The 23473-nt window shown below is 71.2% G+C and carries 27 protein-coding genes; 10 read left to right on the top strand and 17 right to left on the bottom strand.

From position 1 onward, the window contains the following. Positions 1-131: 131 nt before the first annotated feature. Positions 132-761: a TetR/AcrR family transcriptional regulator gene (locus tag BIV24_RS13905; protein WP_071366600.1), complete on the top strand. Its 630-nt coding sequence runs from the start codon at positions 132-134 to the stop codon at positions 759-761. Between the two features lie 130 nt (positions 762-891). Here BIV24_RS13905 and BIV24_RS13900 read toward each other — a convergent pair whose 3' ends face one another. Together BIV24_RS13900 and BIV24_RS13895 are read right to left on the bottom strand one after the other, a co-directional pair. After that, positions 892-1716, bottom strand: coding sequence for an ArsR/SmtB family transcription factor (locus BIV24_RS13900; protein ID WP_071366588.1), 825 nt, complete (start codon positions 1714-1716; stop codon positions 892-894). Positions 1717-1762: 46 nt separating this feature from the next. Then, the gene (locus tag BIV24_RS13895) at positions 1763-2404 is read right to left on the bottom strand and encodes a TetR/AcrR family transcriptional regulator (RefSeq protein ID WP_071366587.1); all 642 of its coding nucleotides are present in this window, start codon (positions 2402-2404) and stop codon (positions 1763-1765) included. 160 nt (positions 2405-2564) lie between these two features. Here BIV24_RS13895 and BIV24_RS13890 point away from each other — a divergent pair, with 160 nt between their 5' ends. Further along, positions 2565-2852 carry a YiaA/YiaB family inner membrane protein gene (locus BIV24_RS13890; protein WP_071366586.1) on the top strand — a complete coding sequence of 96 codons (288 nt, stop codon included), beginning with the start codon at positions 2565-2567 and terminating at the stop codon, positions 2850-2852. Between the two features lie 98 nt (positions 2853-2950). Next, complete coding sequence (locus BIV24_RS13885) at positions 2951-3571, top strand: TetR/AcrR family transcriptional regulator (RefSeq protein ID WP_071366585.1); 621 nt, start codon at positions 2951-2953, stop codon at positions 3569-3571. 12 nt (positions 3572-3583) lie between these two features. On the opposite strand, the gene BIV24_RS13880 is transcribed toward BIV24_RS13885, so the two are convergent. Continuing rightward, on the bottom strand, positions 3584-4045 hold the full coding sequence (locus BIV24_RS13880; RefSeq protein WP_071366599.1) for a MaoC family dehydratase: 462 nt from the start codon (positions 4043-4045) through the stop codon (positions 3584-3586). Positions 4046-4159: 114 nt separating this feature from the next. On the opposite strand from BIV24_RS13880, the gene soxR reads away from it, so the two are divergent. Then, the gene (gene soxR / locus BIV24_RS13875; RefSeq protein WP_071366584.1) at positions 4160-4672 is read left to right on the top strand and encodes a redox-sensitive transcriptional activator SoxR; all 513 of its coding nucleotides are present in this window, start codon (positions 4160-4162) and stop codon (positions 4670-4672) included. 20 nt (positions 4673-4692) lie between these two features. Here the strand turns inward: soxR and BIV24_RS13870 are convergent, their stop codons facing one another. Beyond that, positions 4693-5760: an RNA ligase (ATP) gene (locus BIV24_RS13870; RefSeq protein WP_071366583.1), complete on the bottom strand. Its 1068-nt coding sequence runs from the start codon at positions 5758-5760 to the stop codon at positions 4693-4695. 158 nt (positions 5761-5918) lie between these two features. Between BIV24_RS13870 and BIV24_RS13865 the strand changes: the two genes are divergently transcribed. Further along, on the top strand, positions 5919-6626 hold the full coding sequence (locus BIV24_RS13865; RefSeq protein WP_071366582.1) for a hypothetical protein: 708 nt from the start codon (positions 5919-5921) through the stop codon (positions 6624-6626). A 79-nt stretch (positions 6627-6705) separates the two neighbouring features. On the opposite strand, the gene BIV24_RS13860 is transcribed toward BIV24_RS13865, so the two are convergent. From BIV24_RS13860 to BIV24_RS13850, 3 genes are all read right to left on the bottom strand, one after another. Continuing rightward, positions 6706-7308, bottom strand: a complete 603-nt coding sequence (locus BIV24_RS13860; protein WP_071366581.1) for a hypothetical protein — start codon at positions 7306-7308, stop codon at positions 6706-6708. 434 nt (positions 7309-7742) lie between these two features. Beyond that, complete coding sequence (locus tag BIV24_RS13855; RefSeq protein WP_071366580.1) at positions 7743-9059, bottom strand: serine-threonine protein kinase; 1317 nt, start codon at positions 9057-9059, stop codon at positions 7743-7745. A gap of 112 nt (positions 9060-9171) precedes the next feature. Then, a complete protein-coding gene (locus BIV24_RS13850; RefSeq protein ID WP_177198713.1) occupies positions 9172-10419 on the bottom strand; it encodes an exo-beta-N-acetylmuramidase NamZ family protein in 1248 nt (415 codons plus the stop codon). A gap of 208 nt (positions 10420-10627) precedes the next feature. Between BIV24_RS13850 and BIV24_RS13845 the strand changes: the two genes are divergently transcribed. Together BIV24_RS13845 and BIV24_RS13840 are read left to right on the top strand one after the other, a co-directional pair. Beyond that, positions 10628-11392: an SDR family oxidoreductase gene (locus BIV24_RS13845; RefSeq protein WP_071366578.1), complete on the top strand. Its 765-nt coding sequence runs from the start codon at positions 10628-10630 to the stop codon at positions 11390-11392. Positions 11393-11532: 140 nt separating this feature from the next. Then, positions 11533-12126 (top strand): TetR/AcrR family transcriptional regulator, encoded by a 594-nt coding sequence (locus BIV24_RS13840; RefSeq protein ID WP_071366598.1) that lies wholly within the window; start codon positions 11533-11535, stop codon positions 12124-12126. A 63-nt stretch (positions 12127-12189) separates the two neighbouring features. Here the strand turns inward: BIV24_RS13840 and BIV24_RS13835 are convergent, their stop codons facing one another. From BIV24_RS13835 to BIV24_RS13800, 8 genes are all read right to left on the bottom strand, one after another. Next, on the bottom strand, positions 12190-13407 hold the full coding sequence (locus BIV24_RS13835; protein ID WP_071366577.1) for an acyl-CoA dehydrogenase family protein: 1218 nt from the start codon (positions 13405-13407) through the stop codon (positions 12190-12192). Positions 13408-13414: 7 nt separating this feature from the next. Beyond that, complete coding sequence (locus tag BIV24_RS13830) at positions 13415-14449, bottom strand: phosphotransferase family protein (protein ID WP_071366597.1); 1035 nt, start codon at positions 14447-14449, stop codon at positions 13415-13417. A 151-nt stretch (positions 14450-14600) separates the two neighbouring features. After that, positions 14601-15512, bottom strand: coding sequence for an MBL fold metallo-hydrolase (locus BIV24_RS13825; RefSeq protein WP_071366576.1), 912 nt, complete (start codon positions 15510-15512; stop codon positions 14601-14603). A 74-nt stretch (positions 15513-15586) separates the two neighbouring features. Beyond that, positions 15587-15883 carry a hypothetical protein gene (locus BIV24_RS13820; RefSeq protein ID WP_071366575.1) on the bottom strand — a complete coding sequence of 99 codons (297 nt, stop codon included), beginning with the start codon at positions 15881-15883 and terminating at the stop codon, positions 15587-15589. 106 nt (positions 15884-15989) lie between these two features. Beyond that, positions 15990-16313 carry a DUF202 domain-containing protein gene (locus BIV24_RS13815; protein ID WP_071366574.1) on the bottom strand — a complete coding sequence of 108 codons (324 nt, stop codon included), beginning with the start codon at positions 16311-16313 and terminating at the stop codon, positions 15990-15992. After that, on the bottom strand, positions 16310-16702 hold the full coding sequence (locus BIV24_RS13810) for a YidH family protein (protein ID WP_071366573.1): 393 nt from the start codon (positions 16700-16702) through the stop codon (positions 16310-16312). Before BIV24_RS13810 ends, BIV24_RS13815 begins: the two co-directional genes overlap by 4 nt. Before the next feature lie 58 nt (positions 16703-16760). Then, positions 16761-17279, bottom strand: a complete 519-nt coding sequence (locus tag BIV24_RS13805) for an NUDIX hydrolase (RefSeq protein WP_071366572.1) — start codon at positions 17277-17279, stop codon at positions 16761-16763. A 67-nt stretch (positions 17280-17346) separates the two neighbouring features. After that, positions 17347-18240 (bottom strand): DMT family transporter, encoded by an 894-nt coding sequence (locus tag BIV24_RS13800; protein WP_071366571.1) that lies wholly within the window; start codon positions 18238-18240, stop codon positions 17347-17349. A gap of 245 nt (positions 18241-18485) precedes the next feature. Between BIV24_RS13800 and BIV24_RS13795 the strand changes: the two genes are divergently transcribed. Beyond that, a complete protein-coding gene (locus BIV24_RS13795) occupies positions 18486-20141 on the top strand; it encodes an FAD-binding dehydrogenase (RefSeq protein ID WP_071366570.1) in 1656 nt (551 codons plus the stop codon). A 119-nt stretch (positions 20142-20260) separates the two neighbouring features. Next, positions 20261-20410 carry a hypothetical protein gene (locus BIV24_RS34385; protein ID WP_177198712.1) on the top strand — a complete coding sequence of 50 codons (150 nt, stop codon included), beginning with the start codon at positions 20261-20263 and terminating at the stop codon, positions 20408-20410. Positions 20411-20565: 155 nt separating this feature from the next. Here BIV24_RS34385 and BIV24_RS13790 read toward each other — a convergent pair whose 3' ends face one another. Both BIV24_RS13790 and BIV24_RS13785 read right to left on the bottom strand, forming a co-directional pair. Next, positions 20566-21963: a GntP family permease gene (locus BIV24_RS13790; RefSeq protein ID WP_071366569.1), complete on the bottom strand. Its 1398-nt coding sequence runs from the start codon at positions 21961-21963 to the stop codon at positions 20566-20568. Positions 21964-22066: 103 nt separating this feature from the next. After that, on the bottom strand, positions 22067-22615 hold the full coding sequence (locus BIV24_RS13785; RefSeq protein WP_079168254.1) for a gluconokinase: 549 nt from the start codon (positions 22613-22615) through the stop codon (positions 22067-22069). Between the two features lie 130 nt (positions 22616-22745). Between BIV24_RS13785 and BIV24_RS13780 the strand changes: the two genes are divergently transcribed. Further along, a complete protein-coding gene (locus tag BIV24_RS13780; RefSeq protein ID WP_071366567.1) occupies positions 22746-23447 on the top strand; it encodes a FadR/GntR family transcriptional regulator in 702 nt (233 codons plus the stop codon). Positions 23448-23473: the final 26 nt, after the last annotated feature.

Raw genomic sequence — 23473 nt, 5'->3', positions numbered from 1 at the left:
GGCTGGTCTCGACCCGGCTGGTGCTGAGGGCGTAAGACCACCCGGGGCGCCGCCCCAGGTGGCTGCCTGAGCCAGGAATCCCCTCCCTTCGAGGGAGGGGAGGATTCAATGCCTCCCCGCGGACGGGCATGATGAAGCCCGTGCCCCAAGCGACATCGCTGCGTCGTGCGCCCGTCCAACGCCGGAGCGCCGAACGACTGACCAGGATTCTCGACGCCTGCGCCGACCTCCTCGACGAGGTCGGCTACGACACCCTGAGTACCCGGGCCGTGGCCCTGCGCGCGGGCGTGCCGATCGGATCCGTGTACCGCTTCTTCGACAACAAGCGGGCGATGGTCGACGCCCTCGCCGAACGCAACCTGGAGCGCTACACCGAGCGCGTCACCCGCCGCCTGGCCAGGACGGCGGGCGAGGGTGACTGGCGCGCCGCCATGGACGCGATCCTGGACGAGTACCTGGACCTGAGGCGCACGGCACCGGGCTTCTCCCTGGTCGACTTCGGCAACCAGATACCGGTCGGCGCCCGCGCCGAACCCAACCACCGGGTCGCCGACCGGCTGACGGACCTTCTGTCGGCCCGCCTCGACCGCGAACCCGACGACGGTCTGCGCCGCATGTTCCTGATCGCGGTGGAAACCGCCGACGCCCTGGTCCACCTCGCCTTCCGGGTCGCCCCGAACGGCGACGAGAAGATCATCGAGGAGACCCGCGCATTGCTGACGGGGTATCTGGAGCGGGTGCTGGACCAGGGCCTGTGCTGAGTTCCCCGTCTGCGCACCGACGCCCGGCACGCTCCCCCAAGCTCTTCGAGCAGGGGGACCCCCAGAGCGCGAGGTGCCCCCACGACGCCGCTCCTTGACGGGCAATCGTGGCCTGCCGCGGCACCAGGGATCAGTGCAGCGCCCCAGCCTCGATTCCCAGCAGCTCCGACAGGGCCCGCTCGCCCGCCGCCGTGATCTTCACGGCCCGCTCGGAGCCGATGCGTACGCACCAGCCCGTGTCCAGGGCGTGCCGGCACAGCGCCGCGCCCGCGGCGCCCGCGAGATGGCGGCGCCGTTCGGTCCAGTCGAGGCAGGCGCGGGCCAGCGGGCGGCGCCCCTTGCGGTCGAGGCCGATACCGGCGGCGTCGAACCACCTCAGGCCCGCGTCCGTGAGCGCGAACCCGGTACTGGCCCCTTCCTCCGGTGCCGAGAGCCCGGCCGCACTCACCTCTTCGACACCGGCGCGTTCCTTCAGCTCAGTCGTGGTGCGCAGCAGCCCGCGGGCGGTCAGCGCATCGGTGAGGGTGATACCGAGCCGTCCCGCGAGGTGGTCGTAGCAGGTGCGGCCGCGGGCCATCGCGGACCCGGCGCTCGACTCCCGCAGCGTGCGCGGGCGTGCCGCGTCGGCGTCCGGTGCGACCTGCGCGGCCAGGTCCTCGACCAACTGGGCGACCCGTGCGCCGGCTAGCCGCACATACCGGTGCCGCCCCTGCCGCTCCTCGGCGAGCAGCCCGCCCGCGACCAGCTTGCCCAGATGCTCGCTCAGCGTCGACGCGGCGACGCCCGCATACCGCGCCAACTCCCCGGCGGTCCACGCCCGTCCGTCGAGCAGCGCCAGCAGACAGGCGGCCCGTGTCTCGTCGGCGATCAGCCCGGCGAGCGCGGCGAGTCCCGGTGCCTGAGCGTCCCTGGGCCGCGCCCGGCCCGGATCTTTGGTGGTCATGCACCCCAGCATGGGGCACGGACACTTCGGCCTCGCCCGAAGTGTGCACGGACGGCCCCTACCCGGTCTCCCCGAGCCGCTCGTACTGCCGCTCCAGCCCGTCCAGCAGCGCCGTCAGCCCGGTTGCGAAGGCTCGTTCGTCGATCCTCTCCTGCTGCTCGGCGAGGAGATGGGCCTGGCCGAGGTGGGGGTAGTCGGCCGGGTCGTACGCCGTCTCGTCGTCGACGAACCCGCCCGCGAACGAACCGAGCGCGGACCCCGTGGCGAAGTAGCGCATCAGCGCTCCGATGGAGGTGGCTTGCGCGGGCGGCCAGCCCGCCTCGACCATCGCCCCGTACACGGCGTCCGCGAGGCGCAGCGCGGCCGGGCGGCGGCCGGGCCCGCGGGCCAGGATCGGCACGATGTTCGGGTGGTCGCGCAGCGCGGCCCGGTAGGAGACCGCCCAGTCGTACAGTGCGGTCCGCCAGTCGCGGCCGTCCTCGAACATCGACAGGTCGACCTGGGCGCTCACCGAGTCCGCGACCGCCTCCAGGATCTGGTCCTTGGTGCGGAAGTGGTTGTACAGGGACGGTCCGCTGACCCCGAGTTCGGCGGCGAGCCGGCGTGTGGAGACGGCCGCGAGGCCCTCCGCATCCACCAGCGCCCGTGCCGCGGCGACGATGCGGTCGGTGCTGAGGAGCGGCTTGCGCGGTCGGGCCATGGCGCACATGGTAGGGCGGCGGACAGGGAACCAGCAGTGCTCGTCCAAGGGTGCGGACGTCCCCTCGGGCGTACCCAGAAAGGCGTTTCGGCATTCTGAGTACGTGTCTGAGTACATCGGCGGATGGTAGCTCGGGCCGCCTTTGCCGACCCTTGTCCCCATGAGTGAGACACCGGTCAAGCAGCAGAGCACGGCCGCTTTCTACGGCCAGGCCGTCGCGTCCTTCTCCGTGGCGATAGCCGCGACCGCCGTCGGCATCTTCAAGCTGAACGCCGACGCCTGGGTGCGGGCATTCCTGGCCATCGCCGTCCTGTACCTGGTCACCTCAGCCTTCACGCTCGCCAAGGTGATCAGGGACCGCCAGGAGGCGGGCCGGATCGTCAGCCGGGTCGACCAGGCCCGGATGGAGAAGCTGCTCGCCGAGCACGATCCTTTCGAGAAGCTATGACGCCCAGGCCCGCGCCCTTCGCCGGCCGGACAGGCTAAGCGCCCGCTCACCCGCGGCGGTATGGTGTTACCCCTGCCGGCGAGAGGGGCGAGTGAGCGATGAGTGCGGCGGAGGAGTCGGGCGGCGAGGCGCAGCCATGGGCCGAGGTCACCCCTGACGCGGCCCGGCGGCTGCTCGTCGCCGCCGTGGAGGCCTTCGCCGAGCGCGGCTACCACGCGACGACGACACGTGACATCGCGGGCCGGGCCGGCATGAGCCCGGCCGCGCTCTACATCCATTACAAGACCAAGGAAGAGCTGCTCCACCGCATCAGCCGGATCGGCCACGAGAAGGCCCTGGACGTTCTGCGCACGGCGGGGCGGGGCGAGGGCACCGCCGCCGAGCGGCTGGCCGACGCGGTGCGCTCCTTCGTGTGCTGGCACGCCGCTCAGCACACCGTCGCGCGGGTCGTGCAGTACGAACTCGACGCGCTCGGCCCGGAGGCGTGGGCGGAGGTCGTCGCACTGCGCCGCCAGGTCGACGCCGAGGTGCGCGGGATCATCGAGGACGGCGTGGCGAGCGGCGCGTTCGACGTGGCGGACGTGCGGGGAACCACCCTCGCGGTGATGTCGCTGTGCATCGACGTCGCCCGCTGGTTCAATGTCGACGGCCCCCGCACGCCCGACGAGGTCGGCGCGCTCTACGCCGGCCTCGTACTGCGCATGGTGGGCGCGAAGTAGTTCCCGGACCGCTCACAGGTAGTAGCGGACCACCGACTCGGCCACACAGACGGGCTTGTCACCGCCCTCACGCTCCACGATGAAGGTGACGGTCACCTGCACCCCACCCTGCACGTCCTCGACACCGGTGATGGTCGCGGTGGAGCGCAGCCGGGAGTCGACGGGCACCGGGGCGGGGAAGCGGACCTTGTTCGTCCCGTAGTTGACGCCCATCGTCACGCCCTCGACCTTGAGCAACTGCGGCCCGAACAGCGGGAGCAGCGACAGCGTGAGGTAGCCGTGCGCGATGGTCCTGCCGAAGGGGCCGGTCGCCGCCTTCTCCGGGTCCACATGGATCCACTGGTGATCGCTCGTGGCGTCCGCGAACAGGTCGATCCGCTTCTGGTCGATCTCCAGCCAGTCGCTGTACCCCAGCTGCTCGCCCACCGCCGCCTTCAGCTCGTCGGTGGACGTGAAGGTCCTCGGCTCTGCCATGTCGCCGGCCTCTCGCATCGTGAAGTCACCATGTCTAAGCAACTGCTTAGCATGGCCGGGTGCGGTCCGCCTGTCAACGGACCGTCGGTGTGACCGGTGGGTAGGCTCTGCGGGGTGCCTCAGATTCCCGAGAAGATCCACGAGCTGACCGTCGGCCAGCTGTCGGCCCGCAGCGGTGCCGCCGTCTCCGCCCTGCACTTCTACGAGTCCAAGGGCCTGATCAGCAGTCGCCGCACATCGGGCAACCAGCGGCGCTACCAGCGGGACGCGCTGCGCCGGGTCGCCTTCGTGCGCGCCGCCCAGCGCGTCGGCATCCCGCTGGCCACCATTCGCGAGGCGCTCGCCCGGCTCCCGGAGGAGCGGACCCCGAACCGTGCGGACTGGGCCCGCCTCTCCGAGGCCTGGCGTTCCGAACTCGAAGACCGCATAAGTCAGTTGAGCCGACTCCGCGATCACCTCACGGACTGCATCGGCTGCGGCTGTCTGTCCCTGGAGACCTGCGTGCTGTCCAACCCGGACGACGTCTTCGGTGAACGGCAGTCGGGCTCGCGCCTGATGGTGGACCGCGCCTCCCGACGGCACGACCGCAAGCAGGAGCAGCGGGAAGTGGCCGGGGACTGCCGCTGATGGGGCCCCGGCCGCGGCGCTCACTCGTATTCGGTGCCGCCTTTCCGGGTCAGGTAGGCCGGGCTCACCGCCTTGGCGATCGCCCTTCCGCCGGTCACCGGGCTGTACCGCTCGGTGGTCGGCCGGATCACCACTCCTTCGCGCAGATGCAGTTCCCGTCCGGACACGGTCTCCCGCCCGGTCGCGACCTCCAGCACCCGCTCGATGTCGTACGCTCCCTCGAACAGCCGTGGGACCAACGGCAGGTCCCCGGTGAGCAGGTCCGCGGCGTCCAGCCAGTGCAGCGTCCCGCCGATCTCCGCCGACACGTCGAAGACGGCGTACCCGAGAGTGTCCCGCCGGCCGTCGGCGCCGTAGGTCAGATCCTGGATGCCCGCCCCGTAGACCTCGCCGAAGATTCCGACCCGGCGTGCGCCGAGCCGCTCGGCCAGCCGCGCTGCGACCTGGGGGACGCCGTGGCCGCGTATCGCCCGCCAGTACAGGTTGCGTGGATCCTCCACCAGGGCCAGGGACTTGGCGCCGAATCCCTTCGACGAGACGAGCACCCGGTCCTCGTCCGCGACATACGTCAGCAGGCACACCGACCCGTGCAGCTTCTCCGTCAGGACGACGGGCTCGCCCGGCGCGAAGACGTCCGGGTAGCGCTGGATGTTCTCGATGTCGACCCAGGGCAGCAGATCCGGTGCGGACGCCACGTCACCGTTCATGGTGGGCGGGATCGGCGGTACCCACTTGGTGATGCCGAGCGCCACCGCGAAGTCGGTGCCGTCCGCCGCGGCTTGCGCGAGGTCGACTCCCGTCAGCGCCCTGGGCCGGCAGACGATGCCCTGCGAGAGCTCGCCGCGCAGCCGTACCGCCTTGACCCGGTCGCTGTTGCCGCCCGCGAGCCGCCCGGTCAGCCCCAGTTCCTCGATCAGCCCGGCCGGGAGCACGGACTGCTCCGGGATGTAGACGGCGGTGTCACCGGTGCGGTACTGACCCTTGGCGACGACGGCGCGGTACAGGCCCACCTGGGCCAGCTCGAGCGCGTCGGCGTTCGGATGCTCGTGGACGGTCAGTACTTCGGCGGTGACGCGCAGCGTCGACATCGGGACTCCTCGGGTTTCCTGCGGTGCCTCAGGTGTGATTCATCGCCCCCAACTGTCCGTGCGGGAAAGGGATGGAGCCAGCGGATTTGCGGCTGGTAGCGTCGCCTCCTTCGGCCGGCGGCAGCGCCGCGCACGGAGTCCCGACGGGAGAAGCTCCCATGACATCCCCGGCCCTTGACGCCGCCCTCGCGGACATCGACACCGTCTTCAACGGCTTCGCGAGCCCGGACGAGACCGGCTGTGGCCGCTGCCACCTGCCCCATGAGGTCGCGTTCCTGCGCACCCCGCACGTCCGCGTGCCCCCGGACGTGCTCAGGCAGTTCGTCTTCGAGGTCCCCGACCACTTCGACGACCACGCCGCCTCGATGCGCCGGCTGCTGCCGCAGACGGCGCGGGCCATGGCCGACGGCAGCCTGGACGGCGTCGGCTGGGGTGCCCACGGACTGAGCCGGGTGGACTGGCGTTCCTGGCCTGCCGAGCAGGCGGCCGCCATCGAGGCGTTCCTGCACGCCTGGTGGGAGGACGTCCTCACCGCGCCCGAGCCTCCGTACCCGGTGGACGAGATCTTCGAGACCTGCGCCGCCATCAGCGGGACCGTGACCCCGTTGCTCGACCAGTGGCTGCCGCGCTCCGTCGCAGACACGCACCTCGTCCACTGCGCCGGCCTCTGGCTACCCGATCTGCTCGACGACCTCTCACCGTTCTGCTGGCTTCAGCGCGCCGAGGACACGGCGGTGGAGGAACTCCAGTCGTGGCTCGCTCGATATGCGCCCGACCGTCTCCGTGCCCAGGGTGAACCCGGCCTCGCCGAGCAGGCGGCCGTCCTCGCCCTCCCTCAGGAGCAGCGCTGGGACCGCCTGGACTGAACTGGTGCCGGTGCCGGACGCCGCCGGCAGTGGGGGGTGCGGCTTCCCGGCGCACCCCCATGCCCCCCAGGCCTTCTCGTCACGCCGATGCCAGCAGCCGTGGCCGCCTGGTCTCCGCCAGGGCCCCCGGCGTGAGCACCGGCCGCGGCACCACGATGCCGCAGTCCGTGCAGACCGGGCCCGAGGAGGGCTCGTGAGCGAGGTCGTACTTCCAGACGAGGCGCTCACCGGTGCACACCGGGCAGGCCGAGCCCGGATCGCGCTCCAGTGCGGCGATGAGCCGGCGCAACACCTCGGCCAGCGGTTCATGAGGATGGACGCGCGGGTCCTCGCACCAGGCGACCCCGAAGCCGCCCCAGGTCAGCCGGTGCCAGTCGTCCACACTGCCCGGCCTGCGCAGTCCCTCGTGCTTCTCCCTTCTGCGGCGCTGCGTGAACTCCGCCTCGTAGGCGAGCCAGACGGAGCGGGCCTCCTCCAGCTCGTCCAGCGCGGCCACGAGCCGCACCGGATCGGGGGAGCGGTCCTCGCCGCCGAACCCGGCCCGGGAGCACAGATGGTCCCAGGTCGCCCTGTGCCCGTAAGGGGCGAACTTCTCCAGGCACTTGCGCAGTGAGTAGCGTCGCAGTGCCAGATCGCACCGCGGATCCCGCACCTGTCTCGCCAGACTCCGGAAACCGGCCATCGCCCTGCACCTCCGTCACACCTGCACCTGTACTGCGGTCACTTCGGCGTCGTCGTAGGGACGTCGCCGAATAGACGTATCGACAAGCGATTCGGCTCCATCCGTTTTCCGATGACCTCCATAAGCCATCCGTCGAACGGCTTCCGGCCCTCTTCCCGCACGCCGTCGTTCCTCGTCGAGGGCGCCGCGTGAACCACGGTGGCCCTCGCAAGTTGACGCATGTTCATCTTCACTCGCGGGGATAGCGACGGTAACGTCCGGCCCACCATCGTCCGGAGGAGCTGCCATGCCACGGCGCACCCCACGCATCACGCTCGACACTCCGAGAACTCCCCGCCGATTCCCCGAGTTCCTCAAGGCCGCGTCGATATGCGTGCCGGCGGCCGTCGGCACCGCGGAAGCGGCCACCATCGACGACGCCCTCCGGCGGCGGGTCAGTGGATGCGGCCCGCCGCCAGGACCACTCGCGCGAGCTCCGGGTGCAGGATGTCGCTGTGCGCGCCGCTCGGCGGGCCGCCGCGCCGGACCACCCCGGCCGCGTCGACGTTCACGCACCCGGACGCCGGCATCGCCGAACCCAGGGCGTCGGCGAGGGTGCACGAGCGTGTGCCCGGCACCGCCTGGACCCCGTCGTGCCCCATCGCCCCCCATCTCGCGCCGAGCAGCGAGCCGAGGCCGAGGTCGAGCAGCGACCGGTCGTCGTGCGCCAGGCGCGAGGCCAGAGGATAGAACGTGCCGAGCGCCGCGTCGAAACGGGAGAAGCAGCACACCAGGGGTCCGTCGATACGGTGCTCCCGGCCCTGCAGCACCCCTCCCGCGCGCGGGTCGTCCGGCAGCCGGGCGGCGAACGCGTAGTGCGAGAAGGCTCCTTGGAGCAGGGTCACGGACTTCACCGCCCCTGCCCCCGCGGGCAGCCCGCACAGCGCGAACGACACCAGGCGCCCGCCGAAGCTGTGCCCGACCAGATGGACCCTGAGGCCCGGGGCCGCGCCCGCCAGCCGCCCTACCGCCGGGCCCAGCCCGCGCTCACCGACCGTGCCCGCGCGCCGCTTCATCGCGTAGTACGTCGCCTGACGCAGCAACTCCTTCGCCCCGTTCCACGGGTTCGGCAGCGAGAACGACTCCTGCCCCTCCGGCGCTTCCAACTGGGCCTCGGCCTGCGCGAACTCGGCGCAGACGGCCGCCGTGGGCCGTGAGAACATCACCGGTTCGCGCTGCGGCGCGCCCGGCGTCATCGTGTCCGCCGCGAACAGGCCCTGCGGGCCCGGCGGTTCCGCCTCCACCAGCGACCGGACCAGCCGCCCGAACTCCTCCAGACCGGCCTCGTCGCGCGGATGCCCGTGCAGCATCCGCGCCAGCCGGTCGACCACCGTGGCCCTCCCCGGGAAGGCCTTCTTGAGCGCCTGCCGGGTGTCCTGGTCCAGCGCCGGGCCCGGAGCGGGCCCGGCGGCGGTCGGACGCGGGAAGTCGGGGATCGGTTCGTCGCAGAACAGCATCGACGGCCACACCACGCCCACGTACCCGATCCGCGCGGCCGGGGCGAGCCGCGGGATCGGCGCGAAGAAGTCGCTGTAGAGCCGGGTCGCGAGGGAGCGGTCGTTGTTCCAGCCGTGCGCGAAGACGATCAGGTCGCGCACGCCGCTCGCCGGGAGCGCGGCGAGCAGCCGGTCCCGCTCCGGGCCGTCCACGTCCCCGTCCGCGTCGAAGGTCAGCTCCCAGTACGGAGCCACGCTGATCTCCGGACCTGTCATGACAGACCCCCTCGTCCCTCCCGAACGGCACGATGCGTGATGCATCGTCCTGCTAATGGGGAGAATTGGCCATACGCCACGGCTCAGCCGGGGACGGGACCCTCCTGGAGGCTCAGTTGTAGAGGAGGTACTCCTTCCGTACCTTCCGGAACGCCGCCAGTTCCTCCTGCCAGCCGGCCACCACCGCGTCGGTGTCCGCCCCGGCGTCGATCATCGTGCGCACGCGTGTGGAACCGGTGAGCTTGTCGATCCAGTTGTCCGAGCGCCAGGCGAAGTCGCTCCAGACCTGTTTGGCGGTGACGAGCAGCGCGATCCCGGTCCGTACGGGGTCGTAGGCGGCCCGGTCGTGGACATGGATCTGCACGCCGCCGACCGTCGTGTTCTGGAACTTGGAGAAGGTGGGCGCGAAGTACGCCTCCCGGAAGTGCACACCCGGCAGCCCGAGCGCGCCCGCGGCATCCGCCCAGCGTCCGTCGATGCCCGCCGCGCCGAGCAGTTCGAAGGGGCGGGTGGTGCCACGGCCTTCCGACAGGTTGGTGCCCTCGAACAGGCAGGTTCCGGAGTAGACGAGGGCGGTGTCGGGGGTCGGCATGTTGGGGCTCGGCGGTACCCAGGGCAGCCCGGAGGTGTCGTAGAACTGCGACCGCTTCCAGCCGGTCATCCGGACCGTGTCCAGACGCACCGGCTTGGTCAGGAACTCCCTGTTGAACAGCCGCGCCAGTTCCGCGACCGTCATGCCGTGCGCCTGGGAGATCGGCTGCCGTCCGACGAAGGTGGCGAACTCCGGGTGCAGCACCGGGCCCAGGGACTCCCGGCCGGTCACCGGGTTCGGGCGGTCGAGCACCACGAATCGCTTGCCGGCCAGCGCGGCGGCCTCCATGCAGTCGTAGAGCGTCCAGATGTACGTGTAGAAGCGGGCGCCGACGTCCTGGATGTCGAAGACGACCGTGTTCACGCCCGAGGCGGTGAAGACATCGGCGAGCGGCCGCCCGCTCTTGAGGTACGTGTCGTACACGGGCAGCCCGGTGGCCGGGTCGTCGTAGCGGCCTTCGGATCCGCCCGCCTGCGCGGTGCCGCGGAAGCCGTGCTCCGGGCCGAACACGGCGACCAGGTTCACCCGGCGGTCGGCGTGCATGACGTCCACGATGTGCCGTACGTCCCGGGTGATGCCGGTCGGGTTGGTGACGATGCCGACCCGCTGCCCGTCGAGCAGCGCGTAACCGTCGGCCGCCAGGCGCTCGAAGCCTGTGCTCGGCGGCCGGCCGCGGCCCTCGGGGGCCGCCTGGGCCTGTGCTGCCGGGATCGTCGAGGCCGCGACCGCGGCCGTGGTGGCGAGCAGGCTCCGTCTGGACAGCTTCATGCGGCGACCTCCGTGATCTCGGCACGTGTCATGCTCACGCACGCTAGCGTGCGTGAGGGCGCCACGGAACGAGCCGGACCGGAATGATCCGGACCGGTCCGCCGGCGGAGCGCCACCCGGAACGACTCTTCCCCGCAACATACCGACCGGTTAGTGTGGCGCGTCGGAGCCGATTCGCGTCGTGTCGAAGCCGTGTCGAAGGAGACCGATGATGGAAGCCGTTCAGGGTGCGGGAGCCGTCGTCACCGGGGCCGGGGGAGGCATCGGAGCCGCACTGGCCCGCCGGTTCGCCGCCGAGGGAGCCCGGGTCGTCGTCAACGACCTCGACCCCGGGAAGGCGAAGTCCGTCGCCGAGGAGATCGGCGGCGTCGCGCTCGCGGGCGACGCCTCCGCGATCGTGACCGAGGCGCGCGAGGCGCTCGGCGGGACGGTGGACGTGTACTGCGCCAACGCGGGCCTCGGCTCGAGCGGGTCGGAAGCGGCCGGCGAGAAGGTCTGGGCGCAGGCCTGGGACGTCAACGTCATGGCCCATGTACGTGCCGCCGAGACGCTGCTCCCGGCCTGGCTGGAGCGCGGCAGCGGCCGCTTCGTCTCCACCGTCTCCGCCGCCGGACTGCTCACCATGATCGGCGCCGCCCCCTACAGCGTCACCAAGCACGGGGCGTACGCCTTCGCCGAGTGGCTGTCGCTGACGTACCGCCACCGCGGGATCAAGGTGCACGCGATCTGCCCGCAGGGTGTGCGCACCGACATGCTGACCGCCACCGGCAGCGCGGGCGACCTGGTGCTGCGGCCGACCGCGATCGAGCCTGAGGCCGTGGCCGACGCCCTGTTCGAGGGCATCGCGCAGGACCGTTTCCTGATCCTGCCGCACCCGGAGGTCGCCGGGTACTACCAGGCCCGGGCCACCGACCCCGACCGCTGGCTGACGCACATGAACCACATCCAGCAGAAGTGGGAAGAAACCCGGTGACCGTCTCTCCCGCCTCCCGCCACGCGGCCTGACGGGCGGAGGTGGGAAGATCCTCCGTCGGGAACCCCCGTTCCCGTACGCAGGAGAGTCAGCAGGACCGGCAGGACCTCAGCAGGACCATGGAAAGGCAGGTGGCGGCAGTGCCCAGGACCACGGAAGGAGACGGCACCCCCGTCCCGCAGCGGCTTCTCGCCGCCGCCACCCGGCTCTTCGCCGACCAGGGCTACGACCGCACCTCCGTGCAGGAGATCGTCGAGGCGGCCGGCGTCACCAAGGGGGCGCTGTACCACTACTTCGGCTCCAAGGAGGACCTCCTCCACGAGGTGTACGCGCGCGTGCTGCGGATCCAGCAGGAGCGGCTGGACGCCTTCGCGGACGCCGACGAACCCGTCGAGAAGCGGGTGCGGGATGCCGCCGCCGACGTCGTCGTGACGACGATCGACAACCTCGACGACGCGATGATCTTCTTCCGCTCCATGCACCACCTCAGCCCGGAGAAGAACAAGCAGGTCCGCGCCGAGCGCCGGCGCTACCACGAACGCTTCCGCGCGCTCATCGAGGAGGGCCAGGAGCAGGGCGTCTTCACCACGGCCACCCCGGCCGACCTGGTGGTCGACTACCACTTCGGCTCCGTCCACCACCTGTCCACCTGGTACCGCCCGGACGGCCCGCTCAGCCCGCAGGAGGTCGCCGACCACCTGGCCGACCTGCTGCTGCGGGCGCTGCGGCCGTGAGGTGAGCGACGAGGGCCACGGCCGCCGGGTTCCGGGGCCGCGGCCCCGTCCGGCCAGGGGTGCCTACCGGTACTTCTTCAGCTCCCGTCGGGCCAGCGACCGCTGGTGCACCTCGTCCGGGCCGTCGGCGAGCATCAGCGTGCGCGCGGCCGCGTACAGTTCGGCCAGCGGGAAGTCCTGGCTGACACCGCCCGCGCCGTGCAGCTGGATCGCCCGGTCCAGGATGCCGGTCACCGTGCGGGGCGTGGCGATCTTGATGGCCTGGATCTCGGTGTGGGCGCCCTTGTTGCCGACGGTGTCCATCAGCCAGGCGGTCTTCAGTACCAGCAGCCGCAGCTGCTCGACCTGGACCCGTGCGTCCGCGATCCAGTTGTGGACCACGCCCTGCTGGGCCAGTGCCTTGCCGAACGCCGTACGGGACACCGCCCGGCGGCACATCAGCTCGATCGCCCGCTCGGCCATGCCGATCAGCCGCATGCAGTGGTGGATACGGCCCGGGCCGAGGCGGGCCTGGGCGATGGCGAAGCCGCCGCCCTCCTCGCCGATGAGGTTCGACACCGGCACGCGCGCCTGGTCGAACACCACCTCGGCGTGCCCTCCGTGGTAGTGGTCCTCGTAGCCGAAGACCTGCATCGCCCGTGTGACCGTGACGCCGGGGGTGTCCCGTGGCACCAGCACCATCGACTGCCGGCGGCGGATGTCCGGCCCGTCCGGGTCGGTCTTGCCCATCACGATGAAGACCTTGCAGTCCGGGTGCATGGCACCGGAGATGTACCACTTGCGGCCGGTGATGACGTAGTCTCCCCCACCGTCCCGCTCGATGCGCGTGGTGATGTTCGTGGCGTCCGAGGACGCCACCTCGGGCTCGGTCATCGCGAACGCCGAACGGATCTCACCTGCCAGCAGCGGCTCCAGCCACTGCTTCTTCTGCCGCTCGTCGCCGAACTGCGCCAGCACCTCCATATTGCCGGTGTCGGGGGCCGCGCAGTTGGTGACGGTGGGCGCCAACTGTGGGGAACGGCCGGTGATCTCGGCGAGCGGCGCGTACTGAAGGTTGGTCAGCCCGGCTCCGTACTCGGCGTCCGGAAGGAACAGGTTCCACAGGCCCTGGCGGCGTGCCTCGGCCTTCAACTCCTCCACCACCGGGGGGTTCTCCCACGGGGAGACGAGCTGTGCGCGCTGCTCGTCCACGAGTTGCTCGGCCGGGTACACGTACTCGTCCATGAAGGCGAGGAGCTTGGCGCGCAGTTCCTCGGTGCGCGCGTCGAACGTGAAGTCCATGGCGGGATCAGCCTTCCTGGAGGCCTGAGTGAAGGGTGGTCAGGCCGTGCTGGATGAAGACGGGGACGAGGTCGCCGATGCGGTCGAAGCCGCGGCCGACCGTCTGACCGAGGGTGTACCGGTAGTGGATGCCCTCCAGGATCACGGCCAGCTTGAACCAGGCGAACGCCGTGTACCAGGACAGGGCGCTCACGTCGCGCCCCGAGCGTGCGGCGTAGCGCTCCACCAGCTCGGCGGGCGAGGGGTGTCCGGGGGCCTCGGCGGTGGTGGACACGGGCGAGTCGGGCATGCCGAGCGGCGTGCAGTACATCACCAGCAGGCCCAGGTCGGTGAGCGGGTCGCCGAGCGTGGACATCTCCCAGTCGAGAACCGCCTTGATCCGGTCGTCGGCGCCGATGAGGACGTTGTCGAGGCGGTAGTCGCCGTGGACGACGGTGGGCGCGGGGGAGGCGGGCAGGTGGCGTCCGAGCGTGGCGTGCAGTTCGTCGATGCCCGCCAGCTCGCGGCCCCGGGAGGCGTCCAGCTGCTTGCCCCAGCGCCGCAGCTGCCGGTCCAGGAAGCCCTCGGGCCGCCCGAAGTCGTCCAGGCCCACCTCGGCGGGGTCGACCGCGTGCAGTTCGACGAGGGTGTCGACGAGTGACAGCACGGCGTCGCGGGTGCGCTCGGCGCCCAGCGGGGCGAGCTGGCCGGCGGTGCGGTACGGAGTGCCCTCGACGAACTCCATGACGTAGAACGGCGCTCCCAGCACGTCCTCGTCCTCGCACAGCAGCATCGGGCGCGGTACCGGGACGGTCGTCGGGTGCAGTGCGCTGATCACCCGGTGCTCGCGCTTCATGTCGTGCGCGGTGGCCAGCACATGCCCGAGCGGGGGACGCCGTACGACCAACCGGGCCGCGCCGTCCGAGACGGCGTAGGTGAGGTTCGACCGCCCGCCCTCGATCAGCCGGCCGGTCAGGGGGCCGCTCACCAGGCCCGGCCGCTCGGCGTCGAGCAGGCCGCGCAGCCGGTCGAGATCGAGTCCTGGTGGATGGTCTGGGCTCATCATTGCTCCTCCGTGCGCGGAAACAGGACCAGCATCATGATGCCGACCGGTCGGTATGTCGTCCAGTGCGTGGGGCGAACGTGAGGGGTGCCACGGTGTCATCGGGGCGCGCATGACGCGGGTGCCACGGCCGGACGAGGCCACCGTGCGCTCACGCGTGGCTGGTCACCATCTCCCCGCCGTTCATGAGCGCCATGTCCTGGAAAGCGGGAAGCGGATCCAGGGGTGCTCCCTCGGGCAGCCCGTCCAGCTCGGCGTACGCGCGGTGCAGATTGGCCACCAGCCGCTCCCTCTCGCGCAGTTCCGCGAACCCGCCGAGGTCCGTGGCCCGGGCCGCCTCCAGTGGCGTACGGCCCGCCGCGTGGTTGCGCTGCGCGACATCGGCGACGAAGTGCAGATAGCGCTCCGTGCGGTCGAACGCGGACGGGTCGGTGACCGGGCCGTGCCCGGGTACGACGGTCTCCGCGCCCAGCGCGCGCAGCCGCTCCAGCGCCCGCAGCGAGCCGCTGAGCGAGCCCATCAGGAAGAACGGCGTCCCGCCCTCGAAGACCAGGTCCCCGGCGAACAGCACACGCCGGTGCGGCAGCCAGACCACCGAGTCGCCGACGGTGTGCGCCACTCCCGGGTGGATCACCTCGGCGTCGACCCCGCCGGCGTGCACCGTCGTACGGTCCCGGTATGTCAGGTCGGCGCCCTGGATCCGGATGTCCCCGTAGTCGTTCCCCGGCCAGATCAGCTCCAGTTGACGCCCTGCGGCCAGGGCCTCCCGGCGGCAGTCGACGTGCGACACGATCGTCGCGGCCGGTGCGAAGAAGCCGTTCCCGTACGTGTGGTCCCCGTGGTGGTGGGTGTTGACGACCCACCGTGGCGCGGGCGCCCCGGTGGCCGCGACCGCCGCGCCCAGGGCTCGCGTACGGCGCTCGGTCGCGGTCGTGTCCACGAGCAGCGTGGCCGTCCCGTCGCTCACGAACCCGGCGTTGTTCAGACACCAGCCGCCGTCCGGCTGCACATACGCGTGCACGTCGTCGGCGAGTGCGAGCGTGTACGGTTCCGCCGCGGTCACGGGACCCCCCTCGGGTCGTTGTCGACGGTGACGGGCGGAACCGGGGGCTTTCGACGGGGCCACCGGAGTGCTCGTCAGTGATCGTCCCAGTGTCCCTCATGGGCCGCGTGCCGATGGCCGTTGTGCAGATAGTCGACGTGGTCACCGTGCCGTACGGGGTGGTGCCCGCAGCCCTCGCCGTGCTGGTGCTCATGGCTCTGGTGTGCGACGTGCTGGGCGGGCTCGCACTCGTCCCAGTGGTCCTTGTGCTCGCGGTGCAGATGCCCGTCGTGCGCGTAGTCGATGTGGTCTCCGTGCGGCACCGCCTCGTGCCCGCAGGCCGGGCCGTGGCTGTGGCGGTGTGCGGTGTGGTCCAGGTGGGGGGTGCTCATGACGCTCACCTTCGCCTTCGCCTTCGGGGGTCTCAGGGTTATCTCAGGCTAACGAAACGGTGTAATTCCGGCTCATCGGTATGTGCGGTGCCGGCTCCCCCCGCGTTCAGAGTACGAGCGCCGCGGCGCAGACGGCGAGCGCGATGGCGCAGAGGGTGGCGGCGGCCGCGTGACGGGGCGCGAGGAGCGGCGGGCGGCCGGCGCCGGCGCTCGCCAGGGCGCGGATACGCCGGTGAGCGAGGACCAGGAAGCCGAGCCAGAACAGGCAGCACAGGGCGGCGATGGCGAAGCCGCCCGCCGCTCTGTCGTACAGCGCCGCCTTCACGGCGAGCACGGCGGCCACGGTGCTCGACAGGGTGGTGCGCCGCCACGCGAGCCGGGTGCGTTCCGGCTGGAGCCCCGGATCGCGCCGCGAGGTAGGGGCGCTCATCCTGCCCGGCCGACGAGGACGACCGCGACCATGGCGACCGCCACCACGGCGACGGCGAGGCTCAGCAGTGTCGGGAAGCGCGACGAGGGAAGGTCCTCCTCCCGTCGCATCGCCCGTTCGCAGCGCACCCAGTGGTTGATGGCGCGCAGCGAGCACAGCACCCCCGAGACGAGCAGCGCGAGGGAGAGCCCGGCGCGCCAGGCCCAGGACAGGTGCGGCAGAAACTGGTCCACGGCGAAGCCGCCGCCGATCAGCGCCAGCGCGGTGCGCAGCCAGGCCAGAAAGGTGCGCTCGTTGGCCAGCGAGAAACGGTAGTCGGGGGTTTCGCCTTCCTCCCGGATCTCCTCGGGTGCGAACCAGAGGCGGATGTTCCGTGCGAATTCGCTCACGCGCAGGACCCTACCGGGCGGCTGCGGGGGGGCCTGAGCTGTGCATGAGCCGGGGAGGTCAGCCCACGGACCGGCGATACGCCTTGAGCCGCTCGTAGCCGGCGAGCCCGTCCGGAACCCACTCCCAGTCGGACAGCCGCCGTTCCACCTCGTCATGGGGCAGGAAGGCGTGCCAGGCGACCTCCTCGGTCTGGGGGCTGACGGGCAGGTCGCAGCGGACCTGGTAAACCGAGGACCACCAGGTCCGGCCGGCGCCGTCGTCGTACAGGAACGCGAACAGCGGCTCGGGCCGGGGTAGCCCGCTGACCCCGAGTTCCTCCTCGGCCTCCCGCAGGGCGGCGTCGTCGTACGCCTCGCCCGCGCCGACGACCCCGCCGACGAACATGTCGTACAGCGAAGGGAACACCAGTTTGGTGGGGGTGCGGCGGTGGACGAAGAGGCGGCCCTCGGCGTCCCGTACCTCGATGAACACACACCGGTGGCGCAGCCCGCGCTCGTACACCTCACCGCGCGGCGCCTGCCCGATGACCCTGTCGTTCTCGTCCACGATGTCGAGGAGTTCGTCAGCGGCACTCATGTGGCCCATCCAAGCAGGTCCCCGACGCCCCGGGGACACGAGCGCGGGCGCCGGGAAGCCCGCCGCATCACCGCGGCTGCAGATCCTTCGCCCGCTTCGGCGTCGCCGTCCCCCGCGGCATCGCCGGGTGCATCCCCAGCAGCACGATGCCGAGGACGATCGCCGCGAGCCCCGCCGCCTGCCAGGCCAGCGCGCCCGTGTCGGTGCGCAGCCGGTCACCGAGGAAACCCACTCCGCAGGCGATCCCGGCCAGTGGCTGCGCCGCGGTGAGCGCCGGCAGGGACATCCGCAGCGGTGCCGTCTCGAACGCGCTCTGCACCAGCACCAGTCCCGTGACACCGAGCACCACCACGGCGTACGGCTGCCAGCCCGTGATGAACTCCGTGAAGCCGCCCAGCGTGAACCGCTCCCCGCTGACCCGGGTGAGCGCGTCCTGTACGCCGTAGAGCAGCCCCGCCGCCAGCGCCAGCAGCACCGGCCCGATGATCAGCCGTGACTTCTTCGCGTACGTCGTCAGCAGCAACGCCAGGCCGACCATCACGCCGATGATCAACCAGTGCCGTACGGGATTCGTGACCGCGTCGCCCCCTCTGGGCTGGCCCGCCAGGATGAAGGCCGTGACGCCCCCGGCGAGCAGCGCGAGTCCGCCCCAGCCCTGGCGGCCCAGGGGCTGTCTGGTCTGGTGGCGGGACAGGGCCATGGCGAACAGCAGGTTCGTGGCGACCAGCGGCTCCACCAGGGAGATCTCACCGTGGGTCAGCGCGACCGCGCTGAGGATCATGCCTGCCACCATCAGACCGAGGCCGCCGAGCCAGCGCGGCACTTTTGCCAGGTCCAGTAGCAGCCGGAAGGAGAGGAAGTCGCTCAGCGGTGCCTGCTGGGCGGCGTTCTGCTGCAGCACGAATCCGGTGCCCAGGCAGAAGGCCGCGCTCACGGAGAGAGCCAGAACCAGTACCGACACGCTGCGTACCTCAATAGTTCAGCGGGGTCACGGGGACGCGTATCACGCTGACTGTAGCGCTCCCGGCCGTGGCCCGCCCGTGCTCGACCGCTTCTCGGCACGGTCCTGTGCGCGGAGCCCCCGATGCGGGTCCAGCTGCAACGAGTACCCGTAAACAGGCTGTTGACTCGGTCACTCCTGTGCCCAAGGATCTGACCCGTCGGTAACAACGTGCCGACCGGTAGCCGCCGCGAGAGGACGGGCGCATGGCCTACGACGCTGATGTCATCGTGATCGGGGCGGGCCTCGCCGGACTCACGGCGGCCGCGGAACTCGCGGACGCCGGCCGGAAGGTGATCGTCCTCGACCAGGAGCCGGAGCAGTCGCTGGGCGGCCAGGCGTTCTGGTCCTTCGGTGGCCTCTTCTTCGTGGACTCGCCCGAGCAGCGCCGCCTGGGCATCAGGGACAGTCACGCCCTCGCCCTCCAGGACTGGATGGGCACGGCCGCATTCGACCGCCCCGAGGACCACTGGCCGCGCCGGTGGGCGGAGGCGTACGTCGACTTCGCCGCGGGCGAGAAGCGGACCTGGCTGCACCGGCAGGGGATGCGTTTCTTCCCGGTGGTCGGGTGGGCCGAACGCGGCGGCTACGACGCGGGTGGCCACGGCAACTCGGTGCCGCGTTTCCACATCACCTGGGGGACCGGACCCGGTGTGATCGAACCGTTCGTACGGCGGGTGCGCGCCGGGGTCGCGCGCGGTCTCGTCCAGCTGAAGCTCCGCCACCGCGTCACCGGGCTCACGCGCAGCGCGGGCACCGTCGACACCGTCACCGGGGAGGTCCTTGACCCGTCGGACGTGCCACGGGGCAAGGCCAGCAGCCGCACCGTCACCGGCGCCTTCGAGTTCCGGGCCCAGGCGGTGATCATCACCTCGGGCGGCATCGGCGGCAACCACGATCTGGTCCGCGCCAACTGGCCGGAGCGCCTCGGCAGCCCGCCCGAGCGGATGGTCTCCGGCGTGCCCGCGCACGTCGACGGGAAGCTGCTCGGCATCGCCGAGAAGGCCGGTGCCCGTCTGATCAACCGCGACCGGATGTGGCACTACACCGAGGGCCTCCACAACTGGAACCCCATCTGGGAGAACCACGGCATCCGCATCCTGCCCGGCCCGTCCTCCCTCTGGCTCGACGCCCGCGGCCGGCGGCTGCCCGTCCCGCTCTTCCCCGGCTTCGACACCCTCGGCACGCTCGAGCACATCATGAAGACCGGGTACGACCACACCTGGTTCGTGCTGGACCGGAAGATCATCGGCAAGGAGTTCGCGCTCTCCGGCTCCGAGCAGAACCCCGACCTCACCGGGAAGTCGGTCAGGGATGTGATCGGGCGGGCACGCGCGGACGTACCCGGCCCGGTCAGGGCGTTCATGGACCACGGTGTCGACTTCGTCGTCGAGAAGGACCTGGGGGCGCTGGTGCGCGGCATGAACGCCCTCACCGAGGAGCCGCTCATAGAGGAGGCCGAACTGCGCCGCCAGGTCGTCGAACGGGACCGGGAGATCCGCAACCCCTTCACCAAGGACCTCCAGGTGACGGCGATCCGCGGTGCCCGCAGATACCTCGGCGACCGGCTGATCCGCACGGCCGCCCCGCACCGCATCCTCGACCCTGAGGCGGGCCCGCTGATCGCCGTACGCCTCAACATCCTCACCCGCAAGACGCTCGGCGGCCTGGAGACCGACCTGTCCTCGCGGGTGCTGGCCGAGGGCGGCGACCCGCTGCCGGGTGTGTACGCGGCAGGCGAGGCCGCCGGCTTCGGCGGCGGCGGGGTCCACGGCTACCGCTCCCTGGAGGGCACGTTCCTCGGCGGCTGCCTGTTCTCGGGACGCACGGCCGGGCGGGCGGCGGCGCGGGCGGTCGGATAGCCGGCCGACGGGTGAAACCTGGTGCCCCAGCGGTGTGGCCGCCGTAGCCGTCACATGCGCGACGAGCCGGGCGAGCCCGTCCTGACCGTACCCGGCGGCTACGGCCTGGTCGGCCGCCCGTGCCGCCGCCCGCCCCGGGTCGCTACCGACATACGCTGCCGTGCCGCCCAGGGCCGTCATCGAAGGAGCGCGAGCGGATCACGGCGGCGATCGACGACCTGATCGCCGCCCGCGGCATCCTCGACTCGCTGGTGGGGCACCCGCTGTAGGCCCCAGCAGCGAGAGCCGGCTCCTGGTGCCGCGGCAGGCGACGTTCGCCCCGTCGCGACGCCCGGCACGCTCCCCCAAGCCCTTCGAGCAGGGGGACCCCCAGAGCCCGCACCGGACGCCGCTCCTTAACGGGCAAACGTTGCCTGCCACGGCCCTAGATCACCAGGGACAGCAGCAGGACCAGCCCACCGGCGACCACGGAGACGATGCACTCCATGACCGACCAGGTCTTCAGGTTCTCGCCGACGCTGAGTCCGAAGTACTCCTTGACCAGCCAGAACCCGGCGTCGTTGACATGGCTCAGGAAGAGCGAGCCGGCTCCGATGGCCAGTACCAGCAGGGCCGTGTGCGTGGTCGACATGTCGGCCGCGAGGGGGGCGACCAGACCGGAGGCCGAGACGGTCGCCACGGTCGCCGACCCCGTCGCCAGCCGGATCGCCACCGCGATCAGCCAGGCCAGCAGCAGCGCGGGTATCGACCAGTCCTTGGAGATGTCCAGGACCATCTGGCCCACGCCGGAGTCGATCAGCGTCTGCTTGAAGCCGCCGCCGGCGCCGACGATGAGCAGGATGCCCGCGATGGGCCCGAGCCCCTTCTCCACCGTCTGGGTGATCCGCTCCCTGCCGAACCCGGCCGGGCGGCCGAGCGTGAACATACCGACGATCACGGCCGCGAGCAGTGCGATCAGCGGCGAGCCGATCACGTCGAAGACGCGCTGCACCATGTGCGCCGGGTCGTCGACGATGATGTCGACCAGCGCCTTGGACAGCATCAGGACGACCGGCAGCAGCACGGTGGCCAGCGTGGCGCCGAAGCCGGGGCGCTTGTCCAGTTCCTCGGAGGCGCGCGGCGGGATCATCCGGTCGGGGACCGGGACGTCCACCCAGCGGGCGGCGACCTTCGAGAACAGCGGGCCGGCGATGATCACCGTCGGGATGGCGACCAGTACGCCGAGCGCCAGCGTGACGCCGAGGTTCGCCTTGACGGCGTCGATGGCGACCAGCGGGCCGGGGTGCGGCGGGATCAGACCGTGCATCACGGACAGACCGGCCAGCGCCGGGATGCCTATGCGCATCAGCGAGTAGTTGCCGCGCTTCGCGACCATCAGCACCACCGGGATCAGCAGCACGATGCCGACCTCGAAGAACAGCGGCAGCCCGATCACCGAGGCGATCAGCACCATCGCCCACGGCATCCCACGCCCTCCCGCCTTGGCGAGGATCGTGTCGACGATCTGGTCCGCGCCACCGGAGTCGGCGAGCAGCTTGCCGAGGATCGCGCCCAGCGCGATCAGGACGCCCACACCGGCGACGGTCGAGCCAAGCCCGGTGGTGAAGCTGGCGATCGCCTTGTCGAGCGGCGCCCCGGCGAACGCGCCGAGCGCGAGCGAGCCGATGGTCAGGGCCAGGAAGGCGTGGAGCTTGAACTTGGTGATGAGCAGCACGATGACGGCGATGCCCGCCAGTACCGCGATGCCCAGTTGAGCGTGGCCCGCCGACGTGATCGGCTCGACGGTGTCCGCTGCCAGCATCTCGACGCTGAGTCTGGTCACGGGTGTCCCTTGGGTAAGGAGAGGAACTCTCGGTTTCTGGTGAGGAGGACCGCCCCCGGTCCGCGGCCCCTGGGGGAGAGGGCCGGCCGAGAGGGGCGGGGAATTAACGCGAGGACCGGGCGGCCCGCGGCTCGAAGCGTTCGAGGTCGCGCAGTGCGTTCACGGCGCGGGCGGTGATCTCCTCGGGACTGCCCGAGACATCCACCACGACCCCCGCCTCGTCCGGCTCCAGCGGCTGGAGCGTGGCGAACTGGGAGTCCAGCAGCGCCGTGGGCATGAAGTGCCCCTGCCGGTGCGCCATCCGGTCCTCGATGAGCGCGCGATCGCCCGTCAGATGCACGAAGACGACGCCGGGAGCCGCGGCCCGCAGGCGGTCGCGGTACGCCCGCTTCAGCGCCGAGCTGCTGACCACCCCGCCGAGCCCCGCCTGCTCGTGCGCCCAGGCACCGATGGCGTCCAGCCATGGCCACCGGTCCTCGTCGGTGAGCGGGACGCCGGCCGACATCTTGGCGATGTTGGCCGCGGGGTGGAAGTCGTCGCCCTCGGCGTACGGAACGCCGAGCCGCGTCGCAAGCAGGGGACCGATCGTGGTCTTACCGGTGCCCGCGACGCCCATGACCACGACGACGTGGGGGGTGCGCACTGGGTGCATCGTGCTCTCGCTGTCTTCGTCGACATCTGATGTCGACGTCACTGAAACCGATTAGGTACGACGAATTCAAGAGTATGTGACAAATAAGTCTGACTTTTTCGGGGACTGGTCTGCCCCGTACCCTGAGCGCATGACCACACCGGGCCGGGGACTACACGGCCGTGTACTCGACACCCTCGGCCCCGCGATCACCGCGGGCGACTACCCGCCGGGCAGCGTTCTGCGCACGGACGAACTGGCCCAGCACTTCGAGGTGTCACGCTCCGTGATGCGCGAGGCGGTGCGCGTCCTGGAGTCGATGCATCTGGTGGAATCCCGCCGCCGGGTCGGTGTCAGGGTCCGCCTCAAGTCCGAGTGGAACGTCTATGACCCGCAGGTCATCCGGTGGCGTCTGGCCGGCGCCGACCGCCCGAACCAGCTGCGCTCACTGACCATCCTGCGCTCGGCGATCGAGCCGGCGGCCGCGGCCCTGGCCGCCCGCGACGCCACACCCGAGCAGTGCGCCGAACTCACCGCGTGCGCGCTGGGCATGGTCGCGAACTCACGCGGCCACAAGCTGGACGGCTACCTGTTCCATGACGTGGCCTTCCACCGGGTGATCCTGGCGGCGTCGGGCAACGAGATGTTCGCCCGGCTCGGCGATGTCGTCGCGGAGGTCCTGACCGGCCGTACCCATCACGACGTCATGTTCGAGGACCCCGACCCGGCCGCGGTCACCCTGCACGTCCAGGTCGCGGAGGCGGTACGGGAGGGCGACGCGGCCCGCGCGGAACAACTGACCCGTGAAATCACCGTCGGCGCGCTGCAGGAGCTGGACATCCTGGCTCCCTGACCCGGCACCGTCGGGAGTCCGAACTG

The organism is Streptomyces colonosanans (assembly GCF_001866645.1).
Classification (GTDB): Bacteria; Actinomycetota; Actinomycetes; order Streptomycetales; family Streptomycetaceae; genus Streptomyces; species Streptomyces colonosanans.
This window is presented reverse-complemented; position numbering and strand designations above follow the sequence as displayed.

What these genes read in the sequence shown, in the direction of transcription:
- BIV24_RS13905 (WP_071366600.1), top strand. Translation starts at nt 132, where the DNA reads ATGAAGCCCGTGCCCCAAGCGACATCGCTGCGTCGTGCGCCCGTCCAA.
- BIV24_RS13900 (WP_071366588.1), bottom strand. Translation starts at nt 1,716, where the DNA reads ATGCTGGGGTGCATGACCACCAAAGATCCGGGCCGGGCGCGGCCCAGG.
- BIV24_RS13895 (WP_071366587.1), bottom strand. Translation starts at nt 2,404, where the DNA reads ATGGCCCGACCGCGCAAGCCGCTCCTCAGCACCGACCGCATCGTCGCC.
- BIV24_RS13890 (WP_071366586.1), top strand. Translation starts at nt 2,565, where the DNA reads ATGAGTGAGACACCGGTCAAGCAGCAGAGCACGGCCGCTTTCTACGGC.
- BIV24_RS13885 (WP_071366585.1), top strand. Translation starts at nt 2,951, where the DNA reads ATGAGTGCGGCGGAGGAGTCGGGCGGCGAGGCGCAGCCATGGGCCGAG.
- BIV24_RS13880 (WP_071366599.1), bottom strand. Translation starts at nt 4,045, where the DNA reads ATGGCAGAGCCGAGGACCTTCACGTCCACCGACGAGCTGAAGGCGGCG.
- BIV24_RS13870 (WP_071366583.1), bottom strand. Translation starts at nt 5,760, where the DNA reads ATGTCGACGCTGCGCGTCACCGCCGAAGTACTGACCGTCCACGAGCAT.
- BIV24_RS13865 (WP_071366582.1), top strand. Translation starts at nt 5,919, where the DNA reads ATGACATCCCCGGCCCTTGACGCCGCCCTCGCGGACATCGACACCGTC.
- BIV24_RS13860 (WP_071366581.1), bottom strand. Translation starts at nt 7,308, where the DNA reads ATGGCCGGTTTCCGGAGTCTGGCGAGACAGGTGCGGGATCCGCGGTGC.
- BIV24_RS13855 (WP_071366580.1), bottom strand. Translation starts at nt 9,059, where the DNA reads ATGACAGGTCCGGAGATCAGCGTGGCTCCGTACTGGGAGCTGACCTTC.
- BIV24_RS13850 (WP_177198713.1), bottom strand. Translation starts at nt 10,419, where the DNA reads ATGAAGCTGTCCAGACGGAGCCTGCTCGCCACCACGGCCGCGGTCGCG.
- BIV24_RS13845 (WP_071366578.1), top strand. Translation starts at nt 10,628, where the DNA reads ATGATGGAAGCCGTTCAGGGTGCGGGAGCCGTCGTCACCGGGGCCGGG.
- BIV24_RS13835 (WP_071366577.1), bottom strand. Translation starts at nt 13,407, where the DNA reads ATGGACTTCACGTTCGACGCGCGCACCGAGGAACTGCGCGCCAAGCTC.
- BIV24_RS13830 (WP_071366597.1), bottom strand. Translation starts at nt 14,449, where the DNA reads ATGAGCCCAGACCATCCACCAGGACTCGATCTCGACCGGCTGCGCGGC.
- BIV24_RS13820 (WP_071366575.1), bottom strand. Translation starts at nt 15,883, where the DNA reads ATGAGCACCCCCCACCTGGACCACACCGCACACCGCCACAGCCACGGC.
- BIV24_RS13815 (WP_071366574.1), bottom strand. Translation starts at nt 16,313, where the DNA reads ATGAGCGCCCCTACCTCGCGGCGCGATCCGGGGCTCCAGCCGGAACGC.
- BIV24_RS13805 (WP_071366572.1), bottom strand. Translation starts at nt 17,279, where the DNA reads ATGAGTGCCGCTGACGAACTCCTCGACATCGTGGACGAGAACGACAGG.
- BIV24_RS13795 (WP_071366570.1), top strand. Translation starts at nt 18,486, where the DNA reads ATGGCCTACGACGCTGATGTCATCGTGATCGGGGCGGGCCTCGCCGGA.
- BIV24_RS13785 (WP_079168254.1), bottom strand. Translation starts at nt 22,615, where the DNA reads ATGCACCCAGTGCGCACCCCCCACGTCGTCGTGGTCATGGGCGTCGCG.
- BIV24_RS13780 (WP_071366567.1), top strand. Translation starts at nt 22,746, where the DNA reads ATGACCACACCGGGCCGGGGACTACACGGCCGTGTACTCGACACCCTC.